We start from the raw sequence: 14,972 nt of genomic DNA on the forward strand, positions 1-14,972 counted from the left end.
AGGCCGCCGCGGCCGGCGCCGCGCACTGCGCGGCGGTCGGCCGGATCCCCGACGCCTTCGCCGCCGACCGGCGCGCGCGGACGACGGCCGCGGTCGGCGAGCTGCTCGCGGCCGGCTGCGCCGAGTTCGCGCTGGAGGAGGGCGACGAGCCCGCCTCCCCGCTGGCGGTGCGCGAGGTCCTGGGCGACGTCGTGCCCCCGGCCGGCCGGACCCCGGTCCGGGTCGCGCTGACCGACCGGGCCGGGCTCGGCCTGGCCAACGCGCTGACCGCGATGAAGAGCGGCGTCCGGCACTTCGACGTGACGCTCGGCGGGCTCGACGACGGACTGTGCTCGGTCGACCTGCTCTTCCTGGCGTCCCGGCTCGGGGTCGAGGGCCCCGGCGACCGGGAGGCGCTGGCCGCCGCCGCGGCCGAACTGGAGAAGGACTGCGGGGAGCCGCTGCCCGGCCGCACCCGCGCGCTGGGAAGGACCGCCTCGTGACACCCGCCCCGCCCCCCGCGGGGATCCCCGCGACCGGCCGCGGGGGCAGCCCGTCGGTCGAGGCACCCCTCCGCATTCCCGCCCCCGCGCCCGAACCGGGGGTTCCCCTTTCCAAGGAGTTGCGATGACACTGATCGCCGAACGGCTGCTGACCAAGCTCACCGACGCCGAGCGCGTCCGCATGGAGAAGGTGGAGAGCGTCCTGCCCGCCCTGCGCGAGGCGGCGGCCAAGGCCGACGAGACCGGGGAGTTCCCCATCGGCCACATCGCGCTGATGCGCGAGGCCGGTCTCCTCGGCCTCATCATCCCCGAGGAGTTCGGCGGCCTCGGCGGCGGGCTGCGCGACCTGGCCGGAGCCACCTTCACCCTCGGCTCGGCCTGCCCGTCCACCGCGCTGGCCTACTTCTTCCACAACACCAGCGCCTCCCGCGGCCTGCTGCCGCTGGAGGCCATCGAGGCCGGGCTGTTCGCCGAGGACGAGGTCCCGGTCATCGACGCCTTCGCGCGCCGCCTGCTCACCAAGATGGCCGGCGGCACCTGGCTCGCCAACTTCGCCTCCGAGGAGGTCAAGAGCTCCAGCGCCAACATCGCCATCGCCACCATCGCCGCCCCGGTCGAGGGCGGCTGGTCCCTGAGCGGCGTCAAGTCCTTCGGCTGCGCCACCGGCGTCGCCGACTACTACCTGGTCACCGCCAAGGTCGACGGCACCGAGACCGCCGAGGGCCTGGCGCTGTTCCTGGTCGGCCGCGACTACGAGGGCGTCACCAACCGGCCCAAGTGGAACGGCCTGGGCATGCGCGCCTCGGCGAACGACGGCATCATCATGGAGAACGTGTTCGTCCCCGCCGAGGACTCCCTCACCGTGTCGGGCTCGTTCGTGAAGATGCTGCAGATGAGCCGCGGCAGCTTCGTCGGCAACCAGCTGGCCATCATGGCCACCTACCTGGGCGCCGCGCAGAACGTCTACGACTACGCGCTGGAGCGCACCACCGGCAAGACCTTCGCCGACACCGGCAGGACCATCGCCAGCTCCCCCATGCACCAGGTCATCATCGGCAACATGGCCGAGCGCCTGGAGACCGCCTACCTGTGGATCCGGCGGCAGATCGAGCTGGAGACCTCCGAGCCGCCGCTGCTGCCCAAGGCCGAGGTCTACAAGCAGTGGCGCATCGCCAAGGGCGACATCTCCGAGGCCTGCTTCCAGGTCGCGCTCGGCGCGCTCAAGGCGTGCGGCACCTCCGCGGCGACCATGGACGGCGTCATCGGCCGCACCCTGCGCGACCTCGCCATGGCGCTGGTGATGACCTTCCCCGCCGAGCGCGGCAGACTGGAGGCCGCCTCCATGATCACCCAGGACAAGGAGAACGAGCTGTTCGCGAGCGTGAAGTCGTGAAGACGCCCGAACCCCGCGACCTCGTCGCAGGGACGTGGGAGCCCGCCGGGGACGTCCTGGACCTGGTCCTGGAGAACCCCGCCACCGGCGAGGCGCTCGGCCCCGCCGCCGCCAGCACGGCCGGGCGGGTCGAGCTGGCGCTGGCGGCCGCCGACGCGGCCGCCGGGCCGTGGGCGGCCGTCCCGGTGGACGAGCGCGCCCGGATCCTGGAGGCCGCCGCCGCGGCGCTCGAGCCCAGGGTCGCCGAGATCGCCGCGCTGGAGTCGTTCGCGACCGGCGTGCCGATCCGGCAGACGCTGCCGCTCGGCATGATCGTCACCGGCTCGTTCCTGCTCGCCGCCGGCCAGCTGCGCGAGGGGTGGCTGTCACGGACCCTGGAGCGCGAGGACGGCAACACCACCGAGGTGCACCTGCTGCCCTGGGGCCCGGCGCTGTGCCTGACCGCCTGGAACGCGCCCGCGCCCACCGGCGCCCACAAGATCGCCAACGCGCTGGCCGCGGGCTGCCCCGTGCTGTTCAAGGCCAGCGAGTACGCGCCGTACGGCAGCCAGCTGATGTCGGAGGTGATCGCCGAGGCGCTGCGCGCCCAGGGCGTCCCCGACGGCGTCTTCCAGTTCCTGCACGGCGGTCCCGGCGTCGGCGGCGCCATGGTCAACGACCCCCGGGTGCGCGCCGTGTCCTTCACCGGCGGCGCCAAGGGCGGGCAGGCCATCGCCGCCGCCTGCGCCACCGGGCACAAGCCCGCCCAGCTCGAACTGGGCGGCAACAACCCGCTGGTGGTGCTGCCCGACACCGACGCCGAGACCGCCGCCCGCGCCGCCGTCGACCTGCTGACCACGCTCAACGGCCAGTGGTGCCGGGCGCTCGGCAGGCTCATCGTCCCGGCGGAGCGCCAGGACGAGATCGTCGCCGCGGTCGTCGCGCGGCTGGGCACGCTGCGGGCGGGCGACCCCCTGTCGGAGGACACCGACTACGGGCCGCTGGTGCACTCCCGGCACCGGGAGCTCGTCATCTCCCAGCGGGACGCGCTCGGCGGCATCGTGCACACCGGCACGCCGCTGCCCGGGGGCACCAACCACCTGGCCCCGGCCCTGGTCACCGGCGTGCCCGCCGAGGAGGCCGTGGAGGAGATCTTCGGCCCGGTCGCGACCGTCCACCCCTACACCTCCCTCGACGAGGCCGTGGCGCTGGCCAACGGCACCGTCTACGGGCTGGAGGCGTACGTGTTCGGCGCCGACGAGGAGCGGGCGCTGGCCGTCGCGCGCCGGATCCGCGCGGGCGAGGTGAAGGTGAACGGCTCGAGCGTCATGAGCCTGCACCTGTTCGCCCCGCGCCCGGCCTGGGGCCACTCGGGCCTGGGCGAGGAGGGCACCGCCGAGACGCTGCGCTTCTTCACCAACCCCCGGGTCGTGGGCGTGGAGAACGGCTTCGCCCTGCACTCCAGGGAGGCGTGATGGGCGTCCTCATCGCCGGAGCGGGCCCGGTCGGGCTGACCGCCGCGGTGGCGCTGGCCCGGCGCGGCTTCGAGGTGAAGGTGCTGGAGGCCGGCGAGGAGCTGGCCGCCGAGTCCCGCGCCTCGACCTACCACCCGCCGACGCTGGAGATGCTGGCCGAGCTCGGCGCGCTGGACGCGCTGATGGCCAGGGGCCTGGTCTCGCACACCTTCCAGTACCGCGAGCGCAGGGGCGGCGTCGTCGCCGAGCTCGACCTGCGGCTGCTGGAGGGCGACACGCCGTACCCGTACCGGGTGCAGTGCGAGCAGAGCAAGCTCACGCCGATCCTGCTGGAGCTGCTGCGGGCCGAGGGCGGCGACGTCGTCTTCGGCTCGGCGGTCACCGGCGCCGTCCAGGACGAGGCGGGCGTCGCGGTCACCACCGCGGACGGCTCCGTCCACCGGGGCGAGTGGCTGATCGGCGCGGACGGCGCGCACTCGCGGGTCCGCAAGGAGCTGGGCGTGCCCTTCGAGGGCATCACCTACCCCGAGCGCTTCCTCGTCGCCTCCACCGAGGAGGAGCTGGAGACGCTGATCCCGGGCATCGCCGCGGTCAACTACGTCTTCGACCCCGAGGAGTGGCTGGTCCTGCTGCGCACGCCCGACCACTGGCGGGTGCTGTTCCCGACCCCGGACGGCACCCCCGACGAGGTGGAGACGGCACGGCTGCCCGAACGGCTGCGCGGTGTCGTCGACGTCGAGTGGAAGGTCGCGCACGCCACCCTGTACCGGGTGCACCAGCGGGTCGCCGCGAACTTCCGCACCGGGCGCGTGGTGCTGGTGGGCGACGCCGCCCACGTCAACAACCCGCTCGGCGGCATGGGCCTCAACAGCGGCGTCCACGACGCCGTCGCCGTCGCCGCCGCGCTGGGCGACGAGGCGGCGCTGGACGCGGCGTGCGGACGCCGCCGCGAGGTGGCCGCCTCGTTCGTGCAGAAGATCACCCACTCCAACTGGGAGCAGCTGCGCGACCCCGACGCCCACAAGGCCGGGCTGCGCGAGCTGGCCGCCGACCCCGTCAAGGCCCGCGCGCACCTGCTGCGGACCTCGATGATCGCCTCGCTGCGCGCCCCGGAGCCCGGGAGGGCCGGATGAGCGCCTGGCTCGACCGGGAGAACCCCGCCCGGCTCGGTGAGCTGGTCGGGCGGGTTCCCGTCGCGGACGCCCCGGACGTCGCCGAGGCCGTCCGGGCCGCGGACGCGGCGCAGCGCTCCTGGGCGTCGCGCCCGCTCGCCGACCGGGCGGAGGCGCTGCGGGAGGCGGCCGCGGCCTTCGAAGACGAGGACCTGGCCGTCCTGCTGGCCCGGGAGAGCGGCAAACCGGTCGGCGACTGCCGCGGGGAGCTCCGGTTCTCCGGCGTCTTCCTGAACTGGGTCGCCGACCGCGCCCCCGAGGTGCTCGCCGACGTGGAGACCGACGACGCCTCCGGGCGGCTGCTGCTGCGGCGGCGGCCGTTCGGGGCGGTCGCGGCGATCACCCCGTGGAACGCGCCGGTGATCCTGGCGATGCTCAAGGTGGGCCCGGCGCTGGCGGCGGGCAACACCGTGGTGGTCAAACCGTCGCCGCTGGCCCCGCTGGCCGTCTCGGCGCTGCTGGAGCGCTTTCCGGACGACGTGGTCCGGGTGGTGCACGGGGAGGCCGGGACGGGCGCCGCGCTGGTCGGCCACCCGCTGGTCCGCAAGGTCGCCTTCACCGGGGGCGAGGGCGCGGGCCGGGCGATCGGCGCCCTCGCCGGGCGGATGATCACCCCGGCGGTGCTGGAACTGGGGGGCAACGACCCCGCGGTGTTCCTGCCGGACGCCGAGTTCACCGACGCCGCGATGGACCGGCTGGTGATGGGCTGCTTCCAGACGTCGGGGCAGGTGTGCATGGCCGCCAAGCGGCTCTACGTCCCCGCCGGGCGCGAGGAGGAGTTCCGTGCCGCCTTCACGGCGGCGGCCGCGCGCGTCGTCGTGCTGGGCGACCCGCTGGACGAGGAGACCACCGTCGGGCCCGTGATCACCGCGCGTGCGGCGGAGCGGATCCGGGCGCTGATCGGCTCGGGCGGCGAGCCCGTGCCGCTCGGCCGCGTCGCCTGCGACCTCGGGCGGGGGCACTACGTCCGGCCGACGCTGCTGACCGGGCTGGACGACTCCTCCCCCGTGGTGGCCGAGGAGCAGTTCGGGCCGGTGGTTCCGCTGCTGGCCTATACCGGCGTCGAGGAGGTCCTGGCCCGTGCCAACGCGGGCGAGCTGGGCCTGGGCGCCTCGGTCTGGTCGGCCGACGAGGACCGGGCGTTCGACTTCGCCCGCCGCTTCGAGGCGGGCTTCACCTTCGTCAACACCCACGGCCGCACCGGGATGGCGCTGCGGGCCCCGTTCGGCGGGGTCAAGCGCAGCGGCCACGGCCGCGAGTACGGCGACGAGGGGATACTGGAGTACGCCCAGACCTGCTCGGTGCACGCCCCAGCCGCCTTCCGCGCCGGCGGAGGCGGCATGGCCGCGGCGGCCTACCCGGGGTAGCCCCGCCGGGACGAGGGGGCCGCCGCGGATCCCGCGGCGGCCCCCTCGTTCCGGTAACCCGATTTTTACGGCGGGACTCTGTCCCCGCCTTTCGCCGGCCTCTAGGATCGCCACACCTTCGCAGGTCAGCGCGTTTCCCGAGGGGTGGTCCCCTGCCGGTCAGAAGTCGACCGAGGCGCGGGCGGCCAGGCGCTCGCGCAGCCAGCCCGCCGCCTTCAGGTGCTCCGGGTGCTGCTGGTATCCCCGCAGCCCGTCGAGGTCCGCGTGCTCGGTGACCAGCGCCAGGTCCCAGGAGACCTCCCCGCGCACCACGTCCAGGCCCACGGTCATGCCGCGGATCTGCCCGATCAGCGGCACGAGCTCCTCCAGCCTCCGCTTGGCCTCGGGGGCGTCGGCGGGATCGGTGAACTTCATCAGAACGACATGTGTCATCAAGGCGGCTCTCCCGGTGTGAAATCTCTTCCCATCCAGCGGCGCTGATTGTATGTTTTGGAAACAGCGTTTCGCTAGAGGTAACCAGGAGGCCATGAAGATGCGGGTCGCAGCGGTACAGTTCGCGGCGGGCGAGGACGTCACAGCCAACCTCGCCACCTGCCTGCGGATGATCGACGCGGCCTCCGCCGCGGGAGCCGAGCTCATCGTCCTGCCGGAGTTCTGCAACCACCTGTCCTGGTACCCGGACCGGGAGACCGCGCGCCTGCGCGCCTGCACCCTGGACGGCGGGTTCCTCCGCGCCGTCGCCGCACGGGCGGCACGGCACGGGGCGTACGTGAAGCTGAACGTCACCGTGGCCCGCGAGGACGGCCGCACCACGGTCACCAGCCTGCTGTACGGGCCGGACGGGAGCCTGCTCGGCCAGGCGGACAAGCTCACCCTGATGGGCGCCGAGGGCGACCACATGGACCCCGGCACCGAACGCGGCCCCGTCATCGACACCCCGCTCGGGCGGATCGGGCTGTACGCGTGCATGGAGGGCGTCACCTCCGACGTCTGCCGCGACCTCACCCTGCGCGGCGCCCAGCTGCTGCTCAACAGCCTGAACTCCTTCGCCACCGACGAGGCGAGCCTGCACATCCCGGTGCGCGCGGCGGAGAACAAGGTGTGGGTGGTCGCCGCCAACAAGGTGGGCCCGCTGCTGCCCGAGGCGCTCACCCCCGCCATCGCCGAGCGGCTGGGCGTGCCGCCGGAGCAGGTGCACGGCGCCGGGGAGAGCCAGATCGTCGCCCCGGACGGCACCGTGGTGGCCAAGGGGCCGCGCACCGGCGAGGCCGTGGTCGTCGCCGACATCGACCTCTCCCTGGCCGACGTGAAGACCCGGCCGGACGGCACCGACATCCTCGCCGTGCGGAGGCCCTCCCTCTACCGGCCGATCGCCTCTCCCCCGGTCGAGCGGACCGCGCCCCCCGGAGCCGCCGAGTGCCGGGTCGCGGTCGTCGCCGACGCCGACCCGCTGCCCGGGACCGCCGAGGCCGCCGCGGCCGGCGCCGAGCTGATCGTCCTCCCCGAGCTGGCCTTCGGCGCGGCGGACCGCGCCGAGGTCGCCGGGCTGCTGGCCAAGGCGCTCTCGGGGACCCCGGCGTACGCCGTCACCAGCGTCCGCGACGGCGACGCCCACGCCGGACTGGTGGTCTCGGCCCAGGGCGAGGCCGGCGTCCAGCTCCAGCTGCACCGCACCGGACGCCACCCCTGGGCCGTCCGGCTGGGCGAGGAGGTGGCGGTCCTCGAACTGCCCTTCGGCCGGCTCGCGGTGGTGGTCGGCGACGACGCGGTGACGGTGGAGACCTTCCGGCTCGCCGCGATCGCCGACGCCGACGTGGTGGCGGTGCCGCGCAGCTCCGGCGAGGCCTGGGAGACCTCCCTCGGGCTGCCCGAACGGTCCGCGGAGAACCGGCTGAACATCGTCTCCGCCTGGACCGAGGGCGGCCTCGTCCTCGACCTCACCGGCGACTTCACCCTCTGGACGGCCTGGGAGGGGCCCTTCACCGGCCGGATCAGCCACCCGGTCGTCACCGAGGCGGGCCCGGGGCTCACCACGGGCACCGTACGCCCCGCCCAGGCCGTCAACCGGTTCGTGTCCAAGAACACCGATCTGGTCAACGGGCGGGCCTGGCGGGCCCTGGGTGCGCTGACGGAGACCGCACCGTGACGGCGCAGCCGTTGACAGCCGCCCCTTGGGGTCGAAAAATGGAAACAGCGTTTCCCCTAGCGAACCAGGACGGAAGATTCGATGACTGAGACCATCCGCAACGTCGAGCAGATGCTCGACAGTTCGCCCGTCGTCGACGTGACGGAAGCGTTCGGCAAGTACCAGAACCTGCTCGAGGACCTGAAGGCGAAGATCGACGCCCGGTTCGAGACCACCCGCGACCCCTCCACGGTGGAGCTGGAGTCCTACGGCGCCTACCCGGACGGCCCCGGCGGCAAGGTCGCCGGCTACAGCGGCCCCGAGGTCGACTGGATGGTGCACTCCTGGCTCGGCAACCCCGGCGCGAGCTTCGTCAACCTGCACCTGACCGTCTGGCTCGGCCCCCAGGTGCGCGTCCCCCACCTGGGCATCGCCCTGCTGCTGTGGCCCGAGGGCTGGTTCTTCTGCGACTCGGTGCCGCGCACCAGCCTCGTCATCGACGCGGAGTACTACGACGAGTACTACGCGCCCGTCAACGAGGACTGGCTGAAGTTCCAGGCCGACCACCCGGACTTCGAGTGGTTCACCAGCCCGTCGGCGTTCATCCGCACCAGCCTCTCCCCCACCGCCCAGTGCTACTCCTTCAAGTGGTCGGAGGAGAACTTCCAGGCCGTCAGCGACTGGATGCACGCCCACGTCGACCGCTGGCTGACCTGGGTCGACGAGGCCGAGGAGGTGCCGGAGGCCGAGCGCGAGGCGCTGCGCGAGACCGACCTGAAGATCCGCCGCAACATCGCCGACCGCGACCCCGCCAACTCCATGGGCGTGCGCTACTTCGGTGAGGAGCTCACCGACAAGCTCGTCCGCGCCCTGTGGGGCGGCGACCGGGAACTGCCGCGCCCATGACGACCGCTCCCCTGATCCGCTCCCTGTGGTGGGCGGCCCGCACGCACGGCGAGCCGCCGTTCGACACCGCCCACCTCAAGGTCTACTACCCCGCCCGCGCCGAGGGCACCGACGCCGAGCGCCTCACCGGCGTCTTCCCGCCGGCCCCCGGAAAGCACCCCGTCGTGCTCTTCTTCTCCGGCGTCAACGTCGCCCAGGACTCCTACCGGACCCTGGCCGTCGCGATCGCCGAGGCCGGATACGCCGTGGTCACCTTCGACCGGGTGGCCGAGCTGTTCGGCGGCCAGTACGGGCTGACCCCCGGCGTCGACCTGGAGGCCGCCAAGCCCGGCGTGTACGGCACCCGGCCGACCTGCCCCACCGTCCCGGCGATCCTCGACGCGCTGCGCGGGATCGACCTGCTGAAGGACGCGCTGGACTTCGACCGCGTCGCCCTCGGCGGGCACTCCGCGGGCGGGACCGTCGTGCTGCAGTCCGCGCGCTTCTTCCCCGGTGTGAAGGCCGCCTTCGGCTTCGGCACCCACACCATGGTCGCCACCATGCTCGGCTGGCCCGCCGGCACCGTGCTGCCCGCCCAGGTCGACTGCCCCGTGTTCCTGTCCGTCGGCACCCGCGACGGCGTGATCATGGGCAGCAGCGACCGGTACGGCCAGGACGGCTTCGCCGATCCCGTCACCCGGACCTTCGACGAGGCGCTGCCCGGCGAGGGCCACCTCCTCGCCGTCCTGGACGGCGCCAACCACTTCGCGGTCGCGGACCCCGTGGACCCGACCGCCGCGCGGGCCTTCCTGGACCTGGAGCCCGGACGCGACACCGCCGAGAGCCGCGCCGCCTACCTGGAGGTGCTGCTCGCCTTCCTGAAGGCCCGGTTGGACGGCGACCCCGAACCCCTGGAGAACGTGCGGAAGAACCCGCCTCCCTCCGTGTCACTGCGGGAGCACTGATGCTGAAGAACTTCTGGTACGCGGTCGAGACCTCCGACCAGGTCACCGGGAAGCCCAAGAAGATCACCTGCCTGGGCCAGGACTTCGTCCTGTACCGCAAGCGCGACGGCGAGGTCGTCTGCCTGTCCGACCTGTGCCCGCACCGCGGCGCCGCGCTGTCGGGCGGCTGGGTCAAGGACGACAAGATGGTCTGTCCCTACCACGGCTGGGAGTTCGTGCCCGACGGCACCTGCGTGAAGATCCCGGCCAACATGGAGGGCCGGGGCATGCCGAAGAAGGCGCGCGTCGACTCCTACCCCGCCACCGAGAAGTACGGCTTCGTGTGGGTCTTCATGGGCGACCTGGCCGAGGAGGACCGCCCCCCGATCCCCCACTGGCCCGAGTTCGACGACCTGAAGAAGGACGGCGGGCGCTGGAAGCCGGTCTACGGCGAGTACCTCTGGAACTCCAACTACGAGCGCATCCTGGAGAACGGCTGCGACATCGCGCACACCCCGTTCGTCCACGCGGGCAGGTTCGGCAACCCCGAGCGGCCCGAGGTGGAGGAGTACGAGGTCGAGATGCCCGACGAGTGGTCGGCGTTCGCGACCGTGAAGCTCTACCCGCCGCAGGCCAAGGGGCTGTGGGGGCGGCTGAGCGGCAGCACGAAGAACCTCAGGGAGCGGCCGCCGGTCGAGACCAGCGCCGGCTGGATGCTGCCGAACATGATCAAGCTGCACGTGCGGCTGCCCATGGGCAACATCATCATCTACGACAGCAACGTGCCGATCGACGAGACGACCACCCTGGTGAAGTTCGTGGCGCTGCGCGACTTCTTCACCGGCGACTGGGCCGACAAGAACGCTCTCAAGCGCATCTACGGCATCTTCGAGCAGGACGTCCCCGTCGTGGACGGCACCCGGCCCGAGTTGCTGCCCGCCGACCTCGCCGCCGAGCTGCACGTCAAGTCCGACCTCATCGCGGTGCACTACCGGCGCCGCCGCCAGGAGCTGGCCGACAAGGGCTGGATGCTCGGCGACGAGGACCGCATCATGGGCGACGTGCCGCGCCGCGAGGCGACCGTCATCCCCTCGCCCGCCCGCAAGAACAACCCCGAACTGGCCCGCGCCTGGGTGCACAAGGCCAAGGGCGAGCACCCGCGGGTCGACGACTCCATCCTCAAGGGCGAGGCCGAACGGGCCGCCGCCAAGGCGGCCGCCGAGGCGAACGCCGAGACCCCCTCCGCAGACAAGGAAGAGCAGTCATGACCTCACTGCCCAAGGCCCTGTTCGACCGCACCCTCGCCAAGCTCGAGGGCCTGGAGGAGCTCGAGCTCGTCCGCGGTGAGGACCTCTTCAGCGTGATGGGCCCCGACCCCGTCGGCCGGCTCGAGGTGCGCACCGGCACGAAGGTCGCCAAGGTCGTGACGATCAGCCTGGTCGTGCCGCAGATCGGCATGGACAGCCACATGGTCTTCGCCTTCTCCCCGGACGACTCGGCGCTGCCGCACTTCACCCTCGACTCCGTCGAGGCCGGCGGCAACCTCGCCTTCCACCTCGACCTCGTCCCGCGCGCCGAGCTCGCCTCCCACCTGGCCTACGTGAACACCGTGTTCGAGCCGCTCAGCCCGGTCTTCGAGCGGTCCAAGGAGGTCTTCGGCTCGCTGCGCGCCGCGATCGGCCCCCGCCAGTACGCGATGATGTCGCCCTGGATGCTGGTGAACCGCGCCAGCGAGGAGCAGTTCAAGGCGTTCGACGCGTTCGTCGACGACTACTTCGCGCACTGGTCGGCGCTGGTGGAGTCCGGCCTGCCGCCGGAGGTCCTGGCGACCCTCGCCGACACCGACCTGGCCGCCCGCGACCGGGCCAACCGGGAGAACCTGTTCAGCCCCGAAGTCGACCCGGTCTGGGAGCGGGTCACCCGCCTCGTCGGCCAGGAGACCTCCGACCGGCTGCGCGCCGAGCTGATCTCCAACGAGGTCGCGGCATGAGCGAGCCCAGCGAATGGCAGAACCGGATCGCCGGCGAGTGGCACGGCCGCCCCTCCCTCTTCGACGCCAAGGGCGTCTGGTGCGGCTACGAGGACATCCGGCGCTCGTCGGTGTTCGAGGACGGCAGGACGACGTACTACATGGACGGCGGCCTCGAGGGCGGCGGTGAGCTCGCCGGGCGGTTCCGGCTGGGCGCCCCGTTCGCGTTCGGGGTCATCGACTCCGACAGCGACCGCGTCTACACCGGTCCGGACTTCTACGGAACGGGCCAGCCGTACGGCGGGTTCGTCGACGCCCACTACTACGGGCCGGGCTGGCAGGTCGACCTCAACACCTGGAACCACAACCTGCCCGACGGCGAGACCCAGGTGTACTCCTCGGTGCTCTACCAGGGCTGGACGGTCGTCGGCTGCTTCAACGGCGTCTACAAGCGCCGCGGGGAGCCGCCGGTGGAGTTCCTGGAGGCCGAGACCCGCAACGGCCCGGTGCCCTTCATCCTGCCGACCAAGAAGGCCGGCGGGTACGAGGGCGTCTGCGAGCTGTGGGGCGCCGACCAGAAGCTCATCGGCGACGTCACCGTCACGCTCGAACTGGAGCCGATCGACCTGCTGCGCACCCGCGCGCACGTCACCTGGTCCGGCGCGCTCGAGCGGTCCTACACCGTCGAGCAGCGGCGCAACGGCACGCAGCTGTTCTACGAGGGCCCGGACGCCTGGGGCAACGCGCAGGCGTTCGGCCGGGCGAACTTCACCAGCGTGCACCTCTCGACCGGCACCGCCGTCACCAAGGTCAAGGGACGCGAGTTCATGATCGACGCGACGCCGGGCATGAACGCGGGCGAGACCCTCGCCGTCACCTACGAGGTGTTCGACGGCGGCACCCTCTCGGGCGTCGTCCACGGGGTGCTCACATGGCGGTGATCGTGGTCACCGGCGGGACCCGCGGCATCGGCCGCGGGCTCGCCGAGCAGCTCATCGCGCGCGGCGCGCAGGTCGTCATCTGCGGGCGGAGCGGGGTCGCCGAGGCCGCCGCCGAGCTCGGAGCCACCGGCGTCGTCTGCGACATGGCCGACCGCGCCCAGGTCGAGGCGCTGTGGGAGAAGGCCGCCTCGCTCGGCGCCGTCGCCCACTGGGTCAACAACGCGGGCGTCTCCACCGCGCGCAAGCCGCTCACCGAACTGCCGCCAGAGCAGATCGAGACGGTCGTCAAGGCCAACCTGCTCGGCGTGCTCAACGGCAGCGCCGTCGCGGCCCGGCACATGCTGGAGCAGGGCTCGGGCACCGTCTGGAACATGGAGGGCTTCGGCAGCGACGGGCGCACCATGCCCGGCCTCGTCGCCTACGGCGCCACCAAGCGGGGCGTCACCTACGTGACGGACGGGCTGGCCAAGGAGCTGAAGGACACTCCCGTCAAGGCCGCGCACCTCTCCCCCGGCATGGTCGTCACCGACCTGCTGACCCAGGAGTACACGCCCGAGGAGCTGGAGAAGGCCAAGAAGATCTTCAACATCCTCGCCGACAGGGTCGAGACGGTCACCCCGTTCCTGGCCGAGGGCATCCTCAAGGGCGTCAAGAACGGCGGGCGCGTCGCCTGGCTGACCGGGCCGAAGATCGCCTTCCGGTTCGCCACGGCGGCGTTCAACAAGCGGGACCTGTTCTCGTGAGCCCCGAGGAGTATCCCGTCATCCTGGCCCTGGAGGACTTCGTCCCGGTGGCGTTCACCACCGCCGGAGCGCTCCTCTTGGCCCGGGTCGAGGGCGTCGACACCCGGCTGGCGCGGATCGCCGCGCTGCTGCTGGGCGTCGGCGGGGTCGCCAAGGCCGGCTGGAAGACCATCATCGCCACCACCCACGTCGACCTGTGGATGGTGCCGCTGGCGCTCTTCCCGTTCCTGTCGGCCGGTTTCCTCGTGCTCATCAAGGCCATCGAACCCCGCGTGCCCGTCCCGGCCATCGCGGGCCTGTGGATGGCCTGCCTGGGCACCGCCTTCGCCATCGGCGACACCCTGCCGATGCTCATCCTCACCATCGCGGCCAGCACCGCCGCGGCGGTCATCCTGAGCCGCCGGCACAAGCTGTTCATCGTCTGGATCATCGGCCAGTACCTGCTGGGACCGCTCAGCTCGGGTGAGCAGACCATCGCCCGCCAGTGGGTCGAGCAGTCCATCAACACCGTCAGCCAGGGGATGTTCCTCCTCGCCGCCTGGCGGCTCGCCTCCCTCCAGGACCGACAGAAACGACAGGAGATCCCCTCATGACCGACGCGCTGGGCTGGCGCCGCAAGTTCGGCGTGATCGCCCCGTCCACCAACACCATCGTCGAGCCGGACTTCTACCGGATGACGGTGCCCGGCGTGACCTCCCACTTCTCCCGCATCCACATCCGCGACCAGAACATGGCCGGGGACGCGGGCATGGAGCGCCTGCTGGAGCAGATCCGCGACGAGATCGGCGCGGCCTGCGAGCGGGTCATGACCTGCGAGCCCGACTACATGGTCATGGGCATGTCCGCCGAGACCTTCTGGGGCGGTGTCGAGGGCAACCGGGCGTTCATCAAGCAGATCCACGACCTGACCGGCCTGCAGGTCGCCACCGGCGCCGAGGCGTGCGAGCGGGCCCTGAAGCTGTACGGGGCGCGGCGCATCGGCGTCGTCACCCCCTACCAGCCGATCGGCGACGCGAACGTGCGCACCTTCTTCAACGAGCTGGGCTTCGAGGTCGACAAGATCATCGGCCTGAAGTGCCCGACGGCCGTCTCCATCGCCCACGTCACCGAGGACGAGCTGCGCAACGCCCTGAGCGAGCTGGCCGAAGGCGAGGTGGACGCGCTGATCCAGTGCGGCACCAACCTGTCCATGGTCGGCCTCGCCGACGAGGCCGAACGCTGGCTCGGCCTGCCCACCATCGCCATCAACGCCGCCACCTGGTGGATGGCCCTGCGCGAGAACGGCATCGACGACCGCGTCGAGGGCGCCGGAAGCCTCCTGCGCGAACACTGACACCCCCTGCCCCACCCGCCCGACGGCGGCGCGACCCCCCTCCCGCGCCGCCGTCGTTCTTTTTCCACCCGATGGAAAGCATGTTTTACATTTCGAGCGCATCGCCACCGCCGGCTGGACACCGCCTTCGAGCCGGCGCTCTGCGGCCGCACGAAGCCCGGTTC

15 protein-coding genes are annotated in these 14,972 nt (G+C 72.3%); 14 read left to right on the forward strand and 1 reads right to left on the reverse strand.

Translation table 11 applies throughout. The annotated features are described in order from the left end of the window. From ABD140_RS36620 to ABD140_RS36640, 5 genes are all read left to right on the forward strand, one after another. Nucleotides 1-482: beta/alpha barrel domain-containing protein (locus ABD140_RS36620; RefSeq protein ID WP_486303356.1), on the forward strand; the 482-nt coding region annotated here is incomplete at its 5' end. Nucleotides 483-606: 124 nt separating this feature from the next. Then, complete coding sequence (locus ABD140_RS36625) at nt 607-1,875, forward strand: acyl-CoA dehydrogenase family protein (RefSeq protein ID WP_344247017.1); 1,269 nt, start codon at nt 607-609, stop codon at nt 1,873-1,875. Further along, nucleotides 1,872-3,329, forward strand: coding sequence for an aldehyde dehydrogenase family protein (locus tag ABD140_RS36630; protein WP_344247019.1), 1,458 nt, complete (start codon nt 1,872-1,874; stop codon nt 3,327-3,329). The genes ABD140_RS36625 and ABD140_RS36630 overlap by 4 nt, the downstream gene beginning before the upstream one ends. Continuing rightward, nucleotides 3,329-4,462, forward strand: coding sequence for an FAD-dependent oxidoreductase (locus ABD140_RS36635; protein ID WP_344247021.1), 1,134 nt, complete (start codon nt 3,329-3,331; stop codon nt 4,460-4,462). The genes ABD140_RS36630 and ABD140_RS36635 overlap by 1 nt, the downstream gene beginning before the upstream one ends. Beyond that, the gene (locus ABD140_RS36640) at nt 4,459-5,868 is read left to right on the forward strand and encodes an aldehyde dehydrogenase family protein (protein WP_344247023.1); all 1,410 of its coding nucleotides are present in this window, start codon (nt 4,459-4,461) and stop codon (nt 5,866-5,868) included. Before ABD140_RS36635 ends, ABD140_RS36640 begins: the two co-directional genes overlap by 4 nt. 159 nt (nt 5,869-6,027) lie before the next feature. On the opposite strand, the gene ABD140_RS36645 is transcribed toward ABD140_RS36640, so the two are convergent. Then, nucleotides 6,028-6,300 (reverse strand): Dabb family protein, encoded by a 273-nt coding sequence (locus tag ABD140_RS36645; RefSeq protein ID WP_344247025.1) that lies wholly within the window; start codon nt 6,298-6,300, stop codon nt 6,028-6,030. Nucleotides 6,301-6,400: 100 nt separating this feature from the next. On the opposite strand from ABD140_RS36645, the gene ABD140_RS36650 reads away from it, so the two are divergent. From ABD140_RS36650 to ABD140_RS36690, 9 genes are all read left to right on the forward strand, one after another. Next, a complete protein-coding gene (locus ABD140_RS36650) occupies nt 6,401-8,014 on the forward strand; it encodes a nitrilase-related carbon-nitrogen hydrolase (RefSeq protein WP_344247027.1) in 1,614 nt (537 codons plus the stop codon). A gap of 81 nt (nt 8,015-8,095) precedes the next feature. Beyond that, nucleotides 8,096-8,899, forward strand: a complete 804-nt coding sequence (locus ABD140_RS36655) for an oxidoreductase (protein ID WP_344247029.1) — start codon at nt 8,096-8,098, stop codon at nt 8,897-8,899. Next, a complete protein-coding gene (locus tag ABD140_RS36660; protein ID WP_344247031.1) occupies nt 8,896-9,843 on the forward strand; it encodes an alpha/beta hydrolase family protein in 948 nt (315 codons plus the stop codon). The genes ABD140_RS36655 and ABD140_RS36660 overlap by 4 nt, the downstream gene beginning before the upstream one ends. Then, nucleotides 9,843-11,090, forward strand: coding sequence for an aromatic ring-hydroxylating dioxygenase subunit alpha (locus tag ABD140_RS36665; protein ID WP_344247033.1), 1,248 nt, complete (start codon nt 9,843-9,845; stop codon nt 11,088-11,090). Before ABD140_RS36660 ends, ABD140_RS36665 begins: the two co-directional genes overlap by 1 nt. After that, a complete protein-coding gene (locus ABD140_RS36670) occupies nt 11,087-11,812 on the forward strand; it encodes a hypothetical protein (RefSeq protein WP_344247035.1) in 726 nt (241 codons plus the stop codon). The genes ABD140_RS36665 and ABD140_RS36670 overlap by 4 nt, the downstream gene beginning before the upstream one ends. Next, entirely contained in the window at nt 11,809-12,732 is a 924-nt protein-coding gene (locus ABD140_RS36675; protein WP_344247037.1) for a hypothetical protein, read from the forward strand. The genes ABD140_RS36670 and ABD140_RS36675 overlap by 4 nt, the downstream gene beginning before the upstream one ends. Next, entirely contained in the window at nt 12,723-13,475 is a 753-nt protein-coding gene (locus tag ABD140_RS36680; RefSeq protein WP_344247039.1) for an SDR family oxidoreductase, read from the forward strand. Before ABD140_RS36675 ends, ABD140_RS36680 begins: the two co-directional genes overlap by 10 nt. Beyond that, nucleotides 13,472-14,068, forward strand: a complete 597-nt coding sequence (locus tag ABD140_RS36685; protein ID WP_344247041.1) for a hypothetical protein — start codon at nt 13,472-13,474, stop codon at nt 14,066-14,068. Before ABD140_RS36680 ends, ABD140_RS36685 begins: the two co-directional genes overlap by 4 nt. Then, a complete protein-coding gene (locus tag ABD140_RS36690; protein ID WP_344247043.1) occupies nt 14,065-14,808 on the forward strand; it encodes a maleate cis-trans isomerase family protein in 744 nt (247 codons plus the stop codon). Before ABD140_RS36685 ends, ABD140_RS36690 begins: the two co-directional genes overlap by 4 nt. Nucleotides 14,809-14,972: the final 164 nt, after the last annotated feature.

The organism is Actinocorallia libanotica (genome assembly GCF_039525175.1).
GTDB classification, from domain to species: Bacteria; Actinomycetota; Actinomycetes; order Streptosporangiales; family Streptosporangiaceae; genus Actinocorallia; species Actinocorallia libanotica.

Excerpts from the sequence above, each read along its gene's own strand:
- ABD140_RS36625 (WP_344247017.1), top strand. The coding sequence starts at position 607 with ATGACACTGATCGCCGAACGGCTGCTGACCAAGCTCACCGACGCCGAG.
- ABD140_RS36640 (WP_344247023.1), top strand. The coding sequence starts at position 4,459 with ATGAGCGCCTGGCTCGACCGGGAGAACCCCGCCCGGCTCGGTGAGCTG.
- ABD140_RS36665 (WP_344247033.1), top strand. The coding sequence starts at position 9,843 with ATGCTGAAGAACTTCTGGTACGCGGTCGAGACCTCCGACCAGGTCACC.
- ABD140_RS36655 (WP_344247029.1), top strand. The coding sequence starts at position 8,096 with ATGACTGAGACCATCCGCAACGTCGAGCAGATGCTCGACAGTTCGCCC.
- ABD140_RS36660 (WP_344247031.1), top strand. The coding sequence starts at position 8,896 with ATGACGACCGCTCCCCTGATCCGCTCCCTGTGGTGGGCGGCCCGCACG.
- ABD140_RS36650 (WP_344247027.1), top strand. The coding sequence starts at position 6,401 with ATGCGGGTCGCAGCGGTACAGTTCGCGGCGGGCGAGGACGTCACAGCC.
- ABD140_RS36645 (WP_344247025.1), bottom strand. The coding sequence starts at position 6,300 with ATGACACATGTCGTTCTGATGAAGTTCACCGATCCCGCCGACGCCCCC.
- ABD140_RS36675 (WP_344247037.1), top strand. The coding sequence starts at position 11,809 with ATGAGCGAGCCCAGCGAATGGCAGAACCGGATCGCCGGCGAGTGGCAC.
- ABD140_RS36670 (WP_344247035.1), top strand. The coding sequence starts at position 11,087 with ATGACCTCACTGCCCAAGGCCCTGTTCGACCGCACCCTCGCCAAGCTC.
- ABD140_RS36635 (WP_344247021.1), top strand. The coding sequence starts at position 3,329 with ATGGGCGTCCTCATCGCCGGAGCGGGCCCGGTCGGGCTGACCGCCGCG.
- ABD140_RS36680 (WP_344247039.1), top strand. The coding sequence starts at position 12,723 with ATGGCGGTGATCGTGGTCACCGGCGGGACCCGCGGCATCGGCCGCGGG.
- ABD140_RS36690 (WP_344247043.1), top strand. The coding sequence starts at position 14,065 with ATGACCGACGCGCTGGGCTGGCGCCGCAAGTTCGGCGTGATCGCCCCG.